The organism is Neobacillus sp. FSL H8-0543 (genome assembly GCF_038592905.1).
In the GTDB taxonomy this organism is placed as follows: Bacteria; Bacillota; Bacilli; order Bacillales; family Cytobacillaceae; genus Neobacillus.
This window is the reverse complement of sequence record NZ_CP151943.1, coordinates 4,986,110-5,005,643: the sequence shown is the minus strand read 5'-3', so window position 1 is coordinate 5,005,643 and position 19,534 is coordinate 4,986,110. Positions and strand designations below refer to the sequence as shown.

At 42.1% G+C, this 19,534-nt stretch carries 7 protein-coding genes; all 7 read right to left on the bottom strand.

Annotation, left to right across the window (positions count from 1 at the left end; translation table 11 throughout):
- Positions 1–115: 115 nt before the first annotated feature.
- On the bottom strand, positions 116–4,855 hold the full coding sequence (locus NSS81_RS24760; protein WP_342431262.1) for a family 78 glycoside hydrolase catalytic domain: 4,740 nt from the start codon (positions 4,853–4,855) through the stop codon (positions 116–118).
- A 106-nt stretch (positions 4,856–4,961) separates the two neighbouring features.
- Complete coding sequence (rhaS, locus tag NSS81_RS24755; protein ID WP_342431261.1) at positions 4,962–6,005, bottom strand: rhamnose ABC transporter substrate-binding protein; 1,044 nt, start codon at positions 6,003–6,005, stop codon at positions 4,962–4,964.
- A gap of 486 nt (positions 6,006–6,491) precedes the next feature.
- Entirely contained in the window at positions 6,492–11,024 is a 4,533-nt protein-coding gene (locus NSS81_RS24750; RefSeq protein ID WP_342431260.1) for a family 78 glycoside hydrolase catalytic domain, read from the bottom strand.
- Between the two features lie 77 nt (positions 11,025–11,101).
- Entirely contained in the window at positions 11,102–15,610 is a 4,509-nt protein-coding gene (locus NSS81_RS24745; RefSeq protein WP_342431259.1) for a discoidin domain-containing protein, read from the bottom strand.
- Between the two features lie 432 nt (positions 15,611–16,042).
- Positions 16,043–16,369, bottom strand: a complete 327-nt coding sequence (locus tag NSS81_RS24740) for an L-rhamnose mutarotase (protein ID WP_342431258.1) — start codon at positions 16,367–16,369, stop codon at positions 16,043–16,045.
- A 30-nt stretch (positions 16,370–16,399) separates the two neighbouring features.
- A complete protein-coding gene (locus NSS81_RS24735) occupies positions 16,400–17,896 on the bottom strand; it encodes an L-fucose/L-arabinose isomerase family protein (protein ID WP_342431257.1) in 1,497 nt (498 codons plus the stop codon).
- Between the two features lie 528 nt (positions 17,897–18,424).
- A complete protein-coding gene (locus tag NSS81_RS24730; protein ID WP_342431256.1) occupies positions 18,425–19,420 on the bottom strand; it encodes an NAD(P)-dependent alcohol dehydrogenase in 996 nt (331 codons plus the stop codon).
- Positions 19,421–19,534: the final 114 nt, after the last annotated feature.

The following is a 19,534-nucleotide window of genomic DNA, read 5'->3' as shown; positions in this document are numbered from 1 at the left end:
ACCGCTTACTTAATTACAGTATAGCGGCTTTCATTGTTTATATAGTTATCAATAACTGTAATAATGTAAGGAGCAGGAATTTAACTCTCCTATGTTGGTTTTTCAACTTTTCTTTTTAATGGTTGTATATCTCAATTTCCGCTAATTGCATTCTATAAAGGTTACCATCATTTGGGTTAGGCCTTAAATTCGTACCGTGTATCCTTACATAGCGTGCCTCCTGTACTTCGAACGAGAACATTTGCGCTTCTGCTCCTGGGAAAGGATAGTTGGTTTCGGTAACGACAGTTTTCCAATTTGTATTATCATTCGATACTTGAATTGTAAAATCAATTGGGAAACCAAAGCCGGCATCTGCATCATTTCGTGGATATAAAACAACCGTATTAATCGTTTGCTGTTCTTTTAAGTCAACGGTAATCCACTCTGTATGATTAACATTGGTTTTGTCATTTGTCGTCCAACCCATCGAACTGCCAGTACTTCCTCTTTGACCATCGACTGCGAGCTTTAGTCCCCACCCCCATGCATCGATGCTGCTGGACGCAGATACTGATTTATTGAGGGCAAGGTTTGTTCCAGGCACTGAAAGATTAATGATTACATTTCTTTCATCTGAATTATTACCTTCGTACTTTGCAACTACTCCAAGCTGGAGGGTTAATTTGTTGAATTTGTAAGTATCGATCTCAAATGTTACTTTCTTCGAAGCGTCTGCATCTAACTGAACTGATTGAGTTAACGGAGCAGAACCCTCAATATTCGTTAAATAAAGCTCTACTTGTCCATCCACTTTCACTGCAGCTTTGTTTTCAACAATAACCTCAATGGAGATCACCTCCCCTAAATGCACCTGATCCGAACTTGTTTCTACAGAAGCAATAGTAATAGGCGAATTAATATGAACCGCGGCCGTTGTCTTAGTAGTAGCTGTTCCACCCATTTTTTTGTAGCTTACTATCCCCGCAAGTTTTGCATCCTTTATAGGTGCTTGACCTTTGGCAACCGTAACATTAAATGTTGCAGCGAATGTTTCTCCTCTTTTGAGAACAGGGGCTTTCGTCCCACCCTTATCTGTAACACTCCACCCTTCTGGTACTTCTAAAGCAGCATGTACATCATTAAGATTTTCATTACTGGTGTTGCTTATCTCGGCTTTTACCTGGAAGCTCTCCCCAGGGAACACCTCAGTTTTAGATAAGGTTAATTTTGGTTCAATGTTTAAATAGTAGCTGCTTACTTTTGAGAGATTTGTAGAAATCGTATCAAGCGACTTGGTTACTAGGTCTACTACATCAACTGGAAGTGATTTCTGTTTATTGTTAATCCAATCTGAAAGTTGTGAATTCGTTTTTAATGCATGCTGAATGGTTTGTAATAGCCCTTTTTTATCATCAGTTAAAAAGATTTTCATACTGTCATTAATTTGTTTTTCCAGCTTATTTACCTGTGAAGCAAGATAACCTGTGTGCCCCCCATTGATACTTTCATCTTCCTTCCAACGGTTAAGCTTATTTGATAATTCAACTGCTTCGTCGTAACCGTTACCCAATAGTTCCAGTTCTGGGTAGACCACGAATTGATAGGTTCCAGATCCTACTGAATAAACGGCGTTACCATCTTCAATCTTGAGAAATTCGATTCCTTCTGCCTCATGAGCGACTTTAGTTCCCTCAAAGACTGCCCATTTACTTCCAACAGGCAAATATACCTTGGCAGTTGTATTTACTGGAACGGAAATACCTAATGTTAGATTATTATTGTCACTCACCGACCATTGACTGCTTATTTTTCCATAAGGCGAATCATAATCTGCCTTAGCATGTGTTAAGCCAGTTTGGGTATCCTTGTTAAAAGAAGGAAATGGCCGGATGGTGAATTCCTTATATCCAGGACTGTCTGGCTTGATACCGGCAAGATGACTATAAAACCACTCATCAATCGATCCAAACATATGGTGATTTCGTGATCTTGATCCAAGATCCCAATGTTCATAAAGGGAAGTTGCACCACCATTTACAATCCAATTTCCCCAGCTGGGGTAACTCGTTTGAGTCGCCAATTGATAGGCCACATCACCAAATCCATACTCTGTCAGGACAGGAAGTAAAAACTTGGTGCCGATAATACCGGTAGCAAGGTGCCCATCACGAGCTTTTATGTCCTTAACAATGCTTGCTGCCACATCCTCTTTTGCCTCATCAGGAACCAAATCTAGGGCAAGCGGCATTAAATTCGATGTTTGTTTATAGGAGATGCCTGCACGTGCTTTATATATTCTCTCTTTTTGGTCAAAGAAAGTATTGTTAAAGGATTGATTAATAGCTTGAGCTTTTTGATTATACAACTCGAAATCATATTCCAATCCCATTATTTTTGCGGCCTGAGCAATAATGTCAGCCATTTTGTAATAATAGGCAGTAGAAGTTAACGAAGTATCGCCTCCACCTCCGGGAGCCGGCAGCCAATCACCGAGACCGACCGAGACAATATTGTTCGTCGCGTATGAAGAAAGATAGGCAAAATACTTTTTCCAGCCATCATACATTTCACCTAAGAAACGCTCATCTCCATAATAATGGTACATATCCCACGGGATTTCAAAATAGGCAAAGTCCCAATCAGGTGTGGGTCCATGTACGGCAGTCCATCCTTCTGAACCATCATAACTCCAGCCGCTAGTCGGAATAATGTCAGGTATTTCCCCAGATGGTTTCTGAGCATCAAGGAAATCGTTCATCCACTTTGTATAGAATCGTGGCATATTAAAATTGTAAATAGCTGATACTGCCATGATTTGCGCATCTCCGGTCCAACCATTTTTCTCATAAATGGGGGTATCGGTCGGCTTGCTATATAAATTGCTTAATAAGGCACGTCTCGTATTATCATGGATTTGATTAATAAGTGAGTTGGAGCTTGAAAAAATCCCATTATTTGCTACATCAGTGTGAATGATATACCCTTCAAGGTTATCTAACGTTGGTTCACCTGGAAAACCTGTAACCTGTACATACTGATATCCTTTATAGCTAAATTTCGGTGCCCACGTTTCATTGTCTTCCCCGGATAAAATATAATGATCCTGTTGAATCTGACCAATAATATCACCTTGACTCATATTCACAGTCCCATCTTGATACAGCTTCTCACCGTAAGTAAGTGTCACCTCTGTCCCGCGTTGTCCTTTTACATGGAGCCTTGTCCAGCCTGCAACATTTTTACCAAAGTCAAACACATAAACGCCTTCTTTTGGTTCTTTAACACTTATTGGCTTTATTGTTTCAGTTATTTTTATTGGTTCATGTTGAAAAGGTTTTAGCTTGCCTTTCGGTGGTTCAACTTTAGCAGCCTGATTCCAGCTGCTGTCATTAAAACCTGCCTTCGCCCACCCTGCTTTTTCCTGTCTTGCATCATAGGTTTCGCCTGCATAAACCGAATCAAACAGGGTCGGTCCATCTGTTACTTTCCAGGTATCGTCAGTAACCACTGTTTTCTTCGTTCCATCAGCGTAAATAATCTCAAGCTGTAATAATAGCTTCGGTTCATCGTGAAATGGTGCTCTTTCCCAAAACCAAACACTTGGTGTTGTCATTCCATACCAGCCACGTCCCAGTTCAACCCCAATCGCATTATCACCTTTGACTAATTGATCGGTAACGTCAAAGGTAGAATATAGCACCGTACGATCATAGTCTGTGTGGCCAGGATCAAGGACACGGTCACCAACTTTATTTCCGTTTAAATGCAATTCATAGTAGCCAAGTCCTGAAACATATACGCGTGCAGATTTAATGTCTTTTTCAGCTGAAAAGTGCTTCCGTAACAAAGGAGCGGGCATATTCCCTTCGGAAAGTACAACATTAGAACCCCAAGGGCCGCTGCCATATTTAGCAATCTGCTTAGCATTGGACCATCCAGAAATATCATAATTTACACTTTGCCACTCTCCATCAGCAATTTTGGCAGATTTCCACTTGTCATCGGTTAATAAAATATCCGATTCTCCAGAAGCATAGTTAATCCTCAGCTTCCCTAATAGGCCAGCAGGGCTTACTGATTTGTTAAGTACTTTTACTGCAATCGAATTTTTCCCTGAAGCTAGAAAGTCAGTTAAATCATAAATTTCACCTTGTTTCCATTCATCCACAACACCCTCAGTTTTAACAATCAGATCCCCGTTCACATACAACTCATATTGATCATCGGCGGTGAGAGCCCATTGTGCATTGGTTACATCATCTATACTGGATATCTCAAAATCACGCTTGAAATAGCGGTACTCGGCTGGTGCCTGCACAGTAGGGTCACCTTCTGGGTACCATATCCAATAGCTATCTCCTAGATTTATAGATGAACCGGCTACTTTTTTGCCTTTTCCAATCCAGTTTGCTGACCAATCAGATTCGTTAAGAAATCCCATCTCCCACCAGGCAGGTTTACTCCAAGACGATACTTGACCATCATTGTCCCAAACTCTAACCTTCCAGTAATAGCGCTTCCCTGATTGTAATTGCTTACCGCCATATTCAATGTTAATAGATTGATCAGACGCTATCTTGCCAGTTTCCCACATATCACCATTTTCATCGTTTAGTTTGTCTAAACCTGTTGAAACCATTACCTCATAAGCCGTTTGTTTTTGTCCTCGTTCGTTTGAATCCAGTTCCCAACTAAGACGAGGTTCTTTCACATCGATCCCTAATGGATTTTCTGCATATTCTGTCGTGGATTTCATAACCTCAATGCCATCAAATTCTGCTTTTTCATCATTAGCGGCTACAGGTACAGCTGTTGGCATCAGCATCGCAATGACTAACATGACTGACAAAAAGATACTAAAGGATTTCTGCATGAAACATTAATTCCTCCCTCTTTTATTGCTTTAACATAGTAAAAGCCTGAAGTCTTCAAATGGAGCAACAACAGGCCATTACTTTATTCCAAATACTAATTAAATATTAATAAACATCTTTCCACTCAGCGATGTTGCTTGGGTCAAATTTGAACGGGTCGCCGAGCATGATTTGTGTGCCGTCGCCGTCAGCCACAACTTCATTTTCACCGAGGTCGCCGGCAGTAAATTTATCACCGACTTTCCCTTGGATTTTGCCGGTTACTAATGCTTCAGCTGCAAATCCAGATAAGTAGCCTACATCAATTGGGTTCCATAAGTACATCCAATCACAGACGCCGCTTTCAATATACTCAGCCATTTCACTTGGTAATCCAAGACCTGTTAGTTTTACTTCTCCTTTTAATCCTTTATCCGTTAACACTTTACCTGCAGCGGCAATCCCTACTGTAGTAGGAGCAATAATTCCCTTAAGATCCGGATAAGATTTTAATAGAGCTTCTGTTTCTGATACACTCTTATCACGTAAGTCATCACCATAGGCAACTTTTACCAATTCAATATCTTTGTATTTTGGATCTTCTAATTCTTTTTTCATCCACTCAATCCATGTATTTTGGTTGGTTGCTTGAGATGTCGCGCTAAGTACAGCAATCTGGCCCTTGCCGCCAATCATCTCAGAAATGGCTTGAATTTGGATGCGACCAATTCTTTCAGGGTCAGCTTGGTTTACGTGTACCATACGGCTCTTGCTATTAACCGCAGAGTCTAAAGAGAGAACCTTAATCCCTTGGTCCATGGCTTTTTTCAGTGCTGGTTCAAGCGCATCAGGATCATTTCCGACAATTGCGATACTATCTACTTTCTGTGAAATAAGCTCTTCAATCATTTGAATTTGCGCTTCTGCAGTAGGCTGGTCAGGAGCTTTTAGAATGGCTTCATGACCAAGCTCTTCAATAGCTTTCTTAAATCCTTCCATTTGCTTTTCGCCATAAGGATTTCCAGTGTTTTTGAAGACAATCGCAAATCTTTTCTTTCCATCTTTTGACTGATCACTTTTTCCCCCGCTGCTTGGTGCAGACTGGGTGCAGGCTGCCAACATGGAAAACACCAGCATAATCGAAGTAAATAATAGAGCTAGCTTTTTCATTTTTTTCTCCCCTTTGTTTTTTTGTTTCTTATACAAAACAGGACGAGCCTGCTTAGTATCAAAAAATGGCTCCTCATCCGACGTTTGGTGTGCACGAACCCATTTCCCGCCGCTGACTGTAAATGTAACTATTGTGGTTCTTATAACCTATAAAACGCACGTTGTAAGCGTTTCCTGCTATGCGGTTACATATAGATTACTGATATTTAGTAAACGGGGAAAGGTGATATTTTTCGGTTAAGGGGGACGATTTTCGGTAATTTTTTAAAAATTTAAAAAACTTTCTAAATTATGAGGTTTGAGGGGCAAAACAAAATTGGCCCCTTATTCTTTAAATTCTAATAAGATACGCTTTTTTTCAACCATCTCAACTCACTTCCCATTGTTTTTCTGTCAGCTGGATGCAACTCACTTTAGCACCCCATCACCTTCTTCAAAGTTCGGCAGCGTAATGGGGTGCTTTTTTGCAAGCACTTATCTATTGCACTAGTTTAATGGTAACGTCCAAACATCCGCGATAGATGGATCGTGGTTTCTTCCTTCCTCATCCTCTTGGAATCGAATTGTTACCACATCGTTATTGATTAAAGCAGCATCGTCGACAACAAATTGATAGGTAACAGTTCCTGCCCCGGTAGATTGGTAGTCGCGGGTATGAACCTTTGTTCCGTTAACAAAAACATAATAATCTTTTGTTTGAACCCCGTCATATGTCTCAATGGAGCGAATGATAAACGGTTTGCCTTTTTCTATTTTCATGTCGTATTGGAAGTATGCATTTGGTTCACCTGCTTGAGCATATCTTCGAGTCAGTCCCGCCTCCACGGTTGTACCTGAACGGGCAGAAGCCTTCAGATTATGCTGCTGTTCAGATGCAGCTACTCCTGCATCAACGTGGTCATAGCTTACAGCAGGAGGATTGGTAAATTTTAAGGCGATGAACAGGCTTTCCTGATCTCCGATGCCCCCATGATAACTGGCGGTCACGTCAATCTTTTGTTTGGAATCTGAAGCTTCAATCGGTGAAGCAACCTTAAATTCTACGGTCCGTTCTTCGTCTGCTTTAAGGGTATAGGCAACTCCCTGAGCATCTGCAGTCCACCCAGCGGGTAATTTGATTTGGGCTTCGCCTGAAACTTCCAGCTTACCTCTATTTTTTACTGTCGCCATAACGGTTGTGGCAGCGCCAGGTTCAAACGTATCCTTTTCAGCGGAGATGGCAGTAATGGCTACTGGCGGTTCTACTGTTACCAGTGCTACGAGCGGAACGACCGCTGTTCCCCCATTCCGTTTGAAACTTGCTTCTGCCTCCATAACTAGTCCTGATGATGGTGTTTGGTCAACTGCTACCGTTACATCAAATTCGGCCGTAAATGTTTCGCCAGGTTTGACAACCCCAGTGCTGCTATTTCCGTCTGCCGCTGCTCTCCATCCCTCCGGTACGTTTAGCGAAAAATCAACCTTGTTAATATTCTCCTTACCATTATTGGTGATTCCTGCTTTTACGGTGAAGGTATTGCCAGGTATAGCGGTATACATATTTTCCGTTAATTTTACGTCAACCCCATATAAAGTGGAGCTTAGCGATGAAAGGGCTCCGATGATATTCGCCAAATGCCCGTTCATAGCCTTTAATGTCTCTGCACCAAGCTCTTTACCATGGGTATTGGCCCATTTTTGCAGTTGAGTTGCTGTTACAAGTCCGCCCTGCACTTGCTGCATTAAGTTTTCTTTTTCACCTGAGAGGTAAGCTGTTTTCCCATTCAAAACCTGCTCATCCAGTTTTTTAAGTTTTGTCATCAGATGATTCGTTAAACCTTTATCATCTACCTTGCTTGCTAAAGTTTTCAACTCTTCACTTTGGTCGAGTACATAACCAAGCTTCCCGACGACCGGGTCGGATGCAAACTGATAGGATCCCGATTCTACTAGGAATTTTGCTTTGCCATCCTCATATGTTAAGAACTTAACACCATCCACATCTAATGCAGATTGTTTCCCTTCCATAATGGCCCATTGATTTCCTGCCGGAATGGATACTGTTGCAGTGGTATTGACAGGAATCTTTACGTGAAGGTTGAACACATCACCTTTGATTTCCCACTCACTGACGATCTTGCCATAAACCGAATCATAATCGGCCTTCGCACTTGTCAAGCCGCCGCCTGGCTGCGGTTCAATAAAGAAATGCTTAAAACCAGGTTTAGCCCCATCAGGCTTTAATCCGGCAATGTTTTGATACATCCAATTTCCTACTGCACCATAGGCATAGTGATTGAAGGAATTCATGCTTGGATCTGAAAAAGTGCCATCCGGTCTTAACGAGCCCCAATGCTCCCACATCGTGGTTGCACCATTTTTGATTTGATAGCCCCATGATGGGTACGTATCATTATTGAGCAAGCGATACGCCACATCAAGATGGCCTGACTTCGTTAATACTGGCAGCAGATCGCGTGTGCCAAGGAAGCCTGTGGATAAATGCCAATCACGGCTTTCAATTAACTGCACAAGCCTATCGGAAGCAGCTTTTTGTTTTTCAGCAGGTAGTAAATCCATATAAAGTGCTAAGACATAAGCTGTCTGCGTGTCACCCTTTACCTTTCCATCTTCGTTGACAAAAGCTTTATTAAAGGCTGCTTTAATTTCATTTGCGAGATTTTGGTACTTCTGTGCGTCCTGATCTTTCCCAATCGCCTTGGCCATTTCCGCCAGCAGCTTGGTACTGTATGCATAATAGGCTGTGGCTATGACATCTTTAGGGGTTTCATCGTTAACATTCAACCAGTCCCCAAATCCTTCTGCCGGACGGATGTGGCTACTGCTGTGTTTCTTTAAATAATCAATCCAGCGCGTCATTGGCGTATAATTTTCCTCAATTACTCGAGTGTCGCCATACCGCTGCCAAATGGCGTATGGAACCGTAATTCCGGCATCTCCCCAACCTGCCGCTCCGCCGCCGCAGCATATATCAGGCGCGACATTTGGAAACGCACCGTCAGCAAATTGGGCATCACGCAGGTCTTGGAGCCATTTTGTTCCCAAGAAGGTAGCCACGTTCATATTAAAAGTGGAAGTATCGACAAAGACGTTGATATCACCGGTCCAGCCCATCCGCTCGTCACGTGCAGGTGTGTCAGTCGGGATGCTTAAGAAATTCCCGCGCTGGCCCCACATAATATTACTTTGCAGCTGATTAATCATAGGATTTGAAGTTTCAAATGTTCCGGTAAAAGGCATGGCGGAGTGCATGACTCTTCCCGTAATGGACTCAAGTGTTGGAGTACCAGGATAACCGGCTACTTCGACGTACCTAAAGCCATGGAAAGTAAAGGTAGGTTCGTAAACTTCTTCCCCATCACCTTTTAAAATATAGTAGTCTGTCGCTTTGGCGGAACGGAGATTTCCAGTATAAAGCGTTCCATCAGGATTCAGCACCTCTCCATGTCTTAAGGTAACCTTTGTTCCTGCTTCCCCTTGAACTTTTAGCCGAACGTCACCAACCATGTTTTGGCCTAAATCAAAGATATAGACTCCCGGTTTTGGCTCAGTCATTTTGACCGGCTTGATTTCCTCAATGACTTGTACGGGAGGGTCACTTTGAGCGACAAGCTTTGCAGTAACCTCGTCACTTCTCATTTTAACCGAAGACCAATTGGCATCCTCAAACCCCGGTTGGTCCCATCCTGGCATTTCCAGTCTGGCATCAAATGTTTCTCCCATTAACATGTCTTGAGAGACGATTGGTCCTTCAGCTATTTTCCACGAGTTGTCCGTTACGACGCTCTCAGTAGATCCATCATTATATTCAATTTCCAATTGCATCAATAAAGAAGTGGTGCTGCCGTAAACATCAGGCGGAAGATGCGCAAGGTATCCGGAGTACCATCCGTCGCCTAATATAGCACCCAGAGCATTTTTTCCTTCTTTTAATAGTTTGGTTACATCATAGGTTTGATATTGAACCCGGTCTTTGTAGTCCGTCCATCCCGGGGCGAATAGATCTTTTCCAACATGCTTTCCATTTAGGTGCGGCTCATAGATTCCAAGGGCAGTGGAATAAAGCCGTGCCTGTTTTACCTCTTTCTCGATTGTAAATTCATTGCGCAGGTAGGAGGCTGGAGTGTTTTCCGACGGCTTGCCGACTTGAAGAGTTCTGTCGCCGTTGACTGGTTTGCCATCTGCATAGGCCTGCCCTCCCTTTAACATATCTCCTGAATGGCTCCACCAGCCAATGATCCCTACAGGTGCCGATGCTTCAAAATAATAGGTTCCGGCTGGAAGTTCCTTCTCAAATTCCAGGGAAACCCAATCATTGTCGACAACATCGAGTATTTGTTTTCGTTGAAGGACTTCACCATTTGGTCCATCCTTGTAAAGGGTTAACGTCATGTCCGCACCTACCGTGTTCCAGGTAGGGAATCTGCCGGCAACTGTTTTAAAGCTAGACTCCATTGTAAAGGTTTGGCCAAGCGTGCGGTCATTCTCTAATCGTGCAGGATAATTTTGGTTTGGATTATTAATGGAAGAAGCTCCCTTGCTATTGATCCATTTTGCTTTCCAATCATCTTGATTAAGAAGCCCCATTTCCCACCAGGAAGGACTGCTCCAAGAGGATGCTTTATCATTTTTATCCCAAACGCGGACTTTCCAGTAATATCGTTTGGCTGATTCTAAACCTTTCCCGCCATATGCGATATTAATAGATTGATCAGATTCCACTTTGCCCGTATCCCAAATATCACCTTGGTTATTGTTAAGTTTTTCCAAACTTGAAGCAACAAGAACATGATAAGCTGATTGCTTTTGTCCGCGTTCAGCGGATTCAAGGGTCCAGCTGAGCATTGGCTTTTTCACATCAATGCCCAGCGGATTTTCCGAATACTCGGTGGTGGTTTGGCCTACTTGAATTTCTGCTGACTTTATTTCCTCCTGATTAGCCGCTGTTGTTGAGAACGGCGGAATAATCAGTAAAGCAACTAAAATCAAAAGGAGGTATTGCCGAATGATAGTTTTCATCGTTTCACCCTTTCCAACTTTTTAAGAATGTATTCAGCGGGAGAAGTACCCCGCTGAATCAATGGAGAATTTGGTCATCAGTTTGATTTAGGTACGAGTACCTCGCCTGTTACGGTTGTCTCATTGCCGGCTTGGTCGATTGCTTTGTAGGTAATGGTATAGACTCTTCCGCTTCCTTTACCGGAACGTTCGGCGCGAAGACTAAAGGCAGTATCTTCTGTGCCATATTCTGCTTCTTGGATATCCTTATCTGTATCACCATCACCTAAACCATTGTCAGGTTCATTGCTAGTAACAGAAATTAACTTCACTGATGATATACCTGAAACATCATCCTTGGCTTGAATGGTTAAATTGATTGGAATGAGCATGTGGTTTGGCGGCGATAATACGGTTTTATCCAACTTAATTTCCAGCTGGGGTTTTGATTTATCGATATTGACACTCTTCGTTTTGACTTCCTCTACATTCCCTTCTTTGTCAACGCTTCGATAGTTGAATGTATGCTTCCCTTCCTCCGTGAAAGTGACAGGCTCCTTATACTCATGCCAATCGCCATTATTAATTTGGTATTCTATTTTCGTAACGGTTGTTGCATCATCCTCGGCAGAAAGTGTAACTTTCACATCAGATTGGAACCATCCATTTATCTCCAGCTTGTCAACAGAAAGTGTTGTTGTTGGTGGTGTCTGGTCCACGTAGTGGACACTGATTTCTGCTAATTGGATACGGAAAGGATTCGAAATCCCTTCATCTGCAGCAGGAAGCCCGAGTTTGGTCGTTTGAATTCTGATATATCTCGCATTTTGTCTTTCAAACTCATAGGATTGCACGATTCCTTTTGGATTTTCCTGACCTTCCACCTCTTTAACAGTCTGATAGTCCCCAGTTTCACCCTTCAATTGGATTTTAAAATCGACAGGGAAGTTTGCGGTCAATTCGTTCAGGGCAAACGCGTCCGTTCTTGGGAATAACCGTATTAAATTGAGGTATTGCTCTTTCCCTAAATCGATTTCAATCCAATGTGGATTGCTGCTGACATCACGGGATGGATAGGTATCTGTTGTAAAACCTTTAACAGCAACATTCGACTCCTTTTGTCCATCGGTCAAGTTGTTCACCGACCACGAAGGCAAACTTTCCAGACTGTTATTGGTTTTTGCTTGCTTGTTAAAGGCCAGGTTCGGTAATTGCTTGTGTACCGATATTTCCGCCAATTGGATACGGAAGGCATTTTGAAACCCCTCATCAATAGCAGGAAGGCCAAGTTTCGTAGTTTTAACCCTGATAAATCTTGCAGTTTGGGTCTCAAACTCATAGGTTTGGACCTTCCCTTTAGGATTGGGCTGATTCTTGACCTCTTTCACAGTGGAAAACTGTCCGTTTTCAGGTTTGACGTCAATAGTAAAATCAACCGGAAAGTTAGGTGTTTGCTGATCCCTCGCAAAAGCATCTGTCCTTGGATAAAGCCGCAGGGTATTAATATCCATGTTTTGTCCCAAGTCAATTTCAATCCAATGCGGGTCTTTACTAATGTCTGTAGATGGGAAGACATCCGTTGTAAAACCGTTCACACCACCCGAAACTGCGGTCAGGCCATCTGTCAGGTTATTCTTGCTCCAAGTTTTGCCGGCTTCTAGACTTCTAACTGTATTTACTTGCTTATGAAGCGCCAAATTTGGCATTAAATCTTTGAAGTTTGCGGTCAATTCCACATCTTTATCCAATGTGACGGATAAAGGATTCTTTGTATTGTTAGGATCGTTATTCCAATGGGAAAATTGATATTGCATCCCGTCTTTTGAGATCGCTTCAAGCGTTGCGTTCTTTCCTTTTTCAAATAATCCTCTGTACGGCAAGTTGAAAATTTCATCATCGACTTTGATGACACCGCTGAAGTCAGGTTCGTTATGAATCACCAATTCGGTGTATGCTTCTTCTTTAACTGCGGTAAAGTTGGCATTGATAGTTTTCGCACTATCCATGGTTACCGTAAGCGGGTTGGATGTATTAGCAATACTGCCATCCCAATGGACAAATGTTTTGTTCTGGTCAGGGACAGCCTCAAGCTTCACTTCTGTACCTTTTGCAAACGTCTTTTTCAATGGTATGGCCACTTCTTCTCCGTCTACCTTTACCTTCCCGCCTTCGGCTCGGTCAATGGATAGTAAGAATTGGGACGCGTTCGGATCCGGCTGCTTTACTTTTGAGGAGAAATTCCAGGTTCCAGGAGCAGCAGTTACATAAATATAGTTGGAATCATTGGAGTAATATTTAAGTCCTGTCACTTCCCCAGTAAATCTGCCATCCTCCCAAACTACTTGATCTCCGGCATAAATGATTGTGTTGGACTCTCCGTATCTCGGAATGCCAATTCTAGCTTCGGTATCCCCAGGGGAATTAACTGTCATTACAATTTCAGTATCAGCTGTTTTTTTGATGCCTACACCTATATCCCCCTTTAAAGTAGGGACAACGGCATTTACATCATTCAAATTTCCAAGTTGAGGGATGATTTGATACTTTTCATATCCCGGTTCGATGGGTGAAACCCCTGCTACATATTTTGATAGAAGGGTTAATGGACCGCCCGACCAGGCGTGATTCTTCGTTCCGCTTCCGGTATCCCAGAATTCCCATAATGTTGAATACGGTTCCCTTACCATATTGGTATATCTGGATTTCATCCGCGTCAGTGCATCTTGTTCATAACCCATTTCAAATAATGCTTCCAGTACATATTTCTCCATATATGGGCTTGCATGAAACTGCTTGCCCAACACATTTTTTACTTTAGCATATTGGGATTGATCGACTAAGCCGGCTATTACAGCTAGAGCGTTGCCGCGGTCATCTGTTTTGCCCGTATAATTCGGGGATCTGTATTCATTGCCATTCCAGAAAACACGGTCAAAATTCCGTTGTATCATAGCCATCTTAAGCTCATAGCCTGGAACGTCCTCTTCATTACCGGTCAGTTTCGCAAGATTGACGGCACTTTGGAGGGAAATATAGTACCAGGCATTTGTGATCAGACGTTGGTCTATGTTTGATCCCCAATCGCTCCAATCCCAGGTTCCGGGTCTATGAATAACGACTCCCTCTCCATCAAATTCATATAAACCTAAGTATTGTTTTACACTAGGGTACACATATTCCATTAACTCTTTGTTTCCGGTATACTCGTAATGAGTCCAGAACGATGTTACTCCAGCCATGGCCTGCGCCGGCAATTCAAAGAAATTTAAACCATATGGAGAGATGGTTGGGTAGGCACCTTCAGGCGATCTCCATTCAACGACATTGCTTATACCTTTTTCCCCAAGCAAATAGGATTTGGGGTCAAGTGAATAAAAGGCCATTTCCATTTCATTCACAGCATCGCCCCACCATTGCGCACGTTCACGGTCAGGAGTATCCATATAGTTATCCCTCATTGTAATGTAGAGGGTGCGTAAGGATTTTTCCCACAACTTATTGTAAAATTCATCATTCGATGAAAACGAGCCTGCAAATTCTGTTTTATAGCCGGTTTCACGAAATTGGAGCGAAAGTATTTCTACCCCTTCAGGAATATGGAAGCTAACCTCTTGTCCGTTAAACCAGCCAAATGATTCATATTCTTGAATTCCCTCTTTTGTCACATAGGAAGCTTTAATAGCAGGGCCATTTGGGACATAGTAGCTATCCGGAATCATCTCAATTACTTTGCCTGCAGTGGCCTTCACCTTGAGGTATGGGGTGAACTGGGCATTATATGGAAGCCTTGCCTTTAAAACGGTTCCGTCACTGACTTTAGGAAATGATTCGTTATTGACAAAATCCTTTAAGCCAAAGTCTTTCCATAATGGGATGGGCCTTTTCCATAGATTGTTCCAGGGCTCTGAAGGTACTCCGCCAAGTTCAACCGCCTTCCCCCACTCCGAGTCATTAAATTCATTTAAGTACCATTGTCCTAACTCCACTCGGGCGTCAAAATAGACGTGGCTTTCAGACAATCGGTAATTAGGGTTATCCGGATGATTCTTATAAGCAGAATGCTGTTTTACCTTCCAGGTATTGTCACTGATAATCAGACCGCCATTTATACTTGATTCGAAAATAAAACCTGCTTTCCCGCTGCTTTTATGAGAAAAACCATCCTTGCCCCAATACTGAGCCAAGACAGCAATTGTGTTGTTTCCGCTGTTTAAATATGGAGCAATATCTACTTCGTCGTAATAAGTGTCTTCTGGGCTGGGTCCTCGTTTTAAGCCGCCTTCAAAGACAACAAGCTGACCGTTTATCCAAAGCCAGTATTTCGAATCTACAGCTATTTTTGTGATGGCTTTCTTGGGAACACGATCAATTTCCAAGCTTTTCCGAAAAATCATCCATGTATTCGGATTGCTTTTCTCAGAGTCCCATATCCATTTTGCTTTCCAATCGTTGTTGATCCATTGGTCCTTCCAACTGCTCTCCCCCGCGTTATTTTCTGCCTCACTCGCGAACACTTTGTTTTCAGGCACATGATTGACTGGAATTAAAAGCCCCAAAAGGATGATAAGAATCGAAAAGCAGGGTAATACCTTTTTTCTCTTTACCATGGTCCACTCCTTCTCTTTTTGGTGCCTGACACCTTTTTCATGAATCATCAGACACGATGTTTTTTCTTCATGAAACCTTTGTTGTGCCAATTGTTATTTTTAGGGATTTACACAACCTCCTTTTATAGTGGATTTTTACAAACCAGTAAAACTGGATGTAATTACAATAGGACAAATCTAATGAAAAGATAGGATAGTAGAGGCGTGATGGTAGCGTTTTCAAATTTATGTGTAAGAAAGGAAATATCTTAGGGAAGTAACAGAGAATAACCATATAATTATCATTTTATAATGTTTTCAACTATTGGAAAGGTGGTAATCCTCGGATAAGGGGGATAAACTTCGGAAGTTGAAATATATGGGTTATACCATCATGATTAATTTGACTGTTAGAATAAGGAGGCAGCCATTTATCCTGCCTCCTTGCGTTCATTATTTTAAATAGAATACTTCATGAAGAGGCTTAATGGGTTCTGGTTCAATGAAGTTAAAGGACCCCTTTACCATTTTTGATGTAATCGCGTTCCAGTGGTTACAGGCTTCACTTTTTGCAATATACGCGAACGCAGCATCCACATCATCGCATTCAAAACAGTAAAAAAATTGGTTTCCATTTTGAAAGATTGAGTAATTTTTTATGCCTGCTTTACGATGCTCCTCCAAGATTTCCGGCCATGGATTTACATGCATCTCGATATATTCCTCGAGCTTCTCTTCTTTAATCTCCCATGTCCAGGCGTATTTGCTGCTTTTTTCCATCACAGAATCCTCCTTTATCATAAATCGTTTTTATAGTGTGACAGTTTTGCAATTCAATAGCTCCCCTGCTTTACTAAACAAAGCTGCATTGTTTCCAATCGACATGGCGCAGTGATGAGTCGGCGCTTCATGGAACCATCTTTCCATATAGAGATCCGGGTGCTCATTGAACTTCACTGGCGTCTGGGTATTTCCGATTCGCATAATCGGGCCATCCGTTGAAACGCCTTCACTGATAATAAGCTTGAGCTTTCCATCACCAGTTTGGGTGACATTCAGTGTTGTGATGGGACCGGTTTTAACCTTAGCTTCAACGGAAACACCTGAACCTTGCTTGCCATGGTACAATCCCATTCCCCGAAGGATCGGCTTTCCATCGGAAATCGCTAAATGAAAGGGGCCGTCATGCCCTAACAAAATCGTTTCGTCAATATAGTCCACTACAACAATTTCTGAAAAACTGCCGCCTGTCCCTAAAATGTCACAGATTTTCATGGCGATAGCTGTTTTTAAATCGCCTTCCCCCGAGCACGGGATACCTTTTGCTGTGAGCAGAGAGTGGCCAACGATAAAACTGGCTTGCAGTTTCTCATAAACACTATTAGGCGCACCATGGTAATAATAAGTTAGCGCATCCAAGTCAAATTCTTTTACCAGTTTCTCTTGTGCAGATGCCACTTTACACGACCATTCCAATTGTTCCAGTGTAGGTTTCCGGGCAATGGGGTCAGATGGAGAGTCGCCACTAATTTCGAAAAATTCATAGACCTCCTCCATTTTCTTTTTTACATCAGCCTCCGATACCCCTTTCAGCAGCTGGTCAAGATCACACATTTCAAGAACTTCGATATGAACACCCGTTTGTGCTTGAATCATCGTAAAATCACTGTACATATCCAGCATGCCGCTGTATGTATTTCCTAAAAATCCAAAGCGGCTTTGCCGTAACGTCCGCGGAACTGAGGCTGCCCGAATCCAATCATTGATTTGGCTCCAAGCATGAATCGCTTCAGGTCTCTCACTTGATTTTTCATTTGTTAAGGATATTTCGGGTGTATAATTCAACCCCAAAAGACCATTGACTACTCTGAATTTAATTCCACTTCTGTTAAAAGCATTGCCTATTTCCGGAGTTGGGCAGGCTCCACAATGCGCAAGCCATTCGCCCGTGGTGGTTTGTTCGTAATTGATCCGCTCTGTTGGCTGAAGATTTAAAATAATAGCCGGTGCCTTGCATATCTGATGAACAGGAAGAACGGCGGAGCTGGTGGAATAGGTTCCGGAATGGCAAAAAACAAGATCGACATTCTTTTCGTTGAACCATTCCCCAGCACGTCTTGCTTCGGCTTCACTATCTACTAACCCATAATTATAGACTTCACCATGCTGGGACATTTTGGTTTCGATAAATTTCCCGTATTCGATTAATCTGTCTTTTAACCCCGGAAATTGACTCCAATATGCCTGTAGGCCAATGGTGTATAAACCCACTCTGGCTTTTTTTACTGGTTTGATAGACTCCAGCATCTTAATACCCCCTTCATAATCTCAAAAACAATTACATGTATACGCTTCCAAGTTATAAGACATAAAACCCATACATTTAGAATACAAACTATCCCAAAAAGTAAAAAGGTGATAAATTTCGGCTATGGGGGTCAATACTCGGATATTTTCTGAAAATTTATACGAAGGGGAAAAAATAAGGGAGAACGGAAAACTTTCCATTTCAGAAGATGCAAAAAAGCCTATCTTTACAGAGATAGGCTCAGACTGTCGACAAATCCGAAAAGATTCGGGTTTACGGCAGTCTTTTTTATAGAATTAAGGTACTGATATTTTTATGAGTTGGATGAAATGTTAACAAAAAATACACAAATGAATTTGTGACCCATATTATATCAACTGAAAATCGGGTCCCCCGATGCGTTAAAGCTTTAGTTTCCTGGGAGACTGACCCCAATGCCCGTCATCATACATTCACATCGAGGAGAAAATTCGAGCATTTCCAACCGCCAAAAATTGCCATTCACCTTTTGGCGGCTTGCATTTAGTTCATACTTTTAGGGATTTGTTGTTTTGTTCCAGATTGATGACCACATTTCCCTTTTTGTGACCTTTTTCGACATATCGATGAGCTTCCACAATCTCTTCAAACAGATAGTGCCTGTCAATGATTACTTTTAACTTTCCCTTCTCAACAAGTTCTTTAAGGAAGTTTAGTGCTTCGGAAGTTTCAGGTGAATTTTGAGCCAATATGAATTTCCTTTTGCTAGTGAATTTCGTCCATAGCATTCGAACACCTGGCAACAATATCGTGACATTCATATAGGTGCCGTCTTTCTTAAGCGATTTCACACAAGCTGAAAACGAGCTCTTGCCTACCGTTTCAAAGATCACATCGTAAGACTCGCCTTTACTAGAAAAATCCTCTTTAGTGTAATCAATGACCTCATCAGCTCCTAAAGATCTTACCCATTCTAAATTTGCGGTACTGCATACTCCTGTAACTTGTGCTCCGAAATACTTGGCAATCTGTACAGCATAACTTCCTACACTTCCTGAAGCACCATAAACAAGGACCTTTTGGTCTTTCTGAATGTTAGCTTTTCTCAAAAAATGCAAGGCTGTACGTGCCCCTATCGGAAGGGCTGCGGCTTCTTCATAAGTTATACTAGAAGGTTTGATCGAAACAGGTCCATCTTCAGGCAGACATATATACTCGGCATATGCACCAAAACCCTTCAAAGAAGCGGCAAAAATCTGGTCACCTCCCTTAAACTTCTTGACATTTTTGCCTACTGACTCCACATCTCCAGCTAGCTCCATACCTAATATTTCTTTTTTGGGTTGTTTAAAACCCAATGATATTCGGGCAGGCAGCCAAAAAGCGAGAGGAACGGTAAAACTCCGTGCGCGAATATCTGCTACTGAAACGGTTGTCGCTTTGACTCTTATCAGTATTTCATTTTCTTTAGGAGCAGGTTTTTTTACCTCTTTTAGTTGAAGAACATCGGGAGGGCCGTACTTTGTGTACACAATTGCTTTCATTTATTCTCCTCCAAGTCGTTTTATTCATGAAGTCGCCTAAAACGAATATTGTCATGTTCGTTGCGGTAACGAGTGTTTCACTCATCGTGTTCTTAAAGCTTTACTTCAAATAAC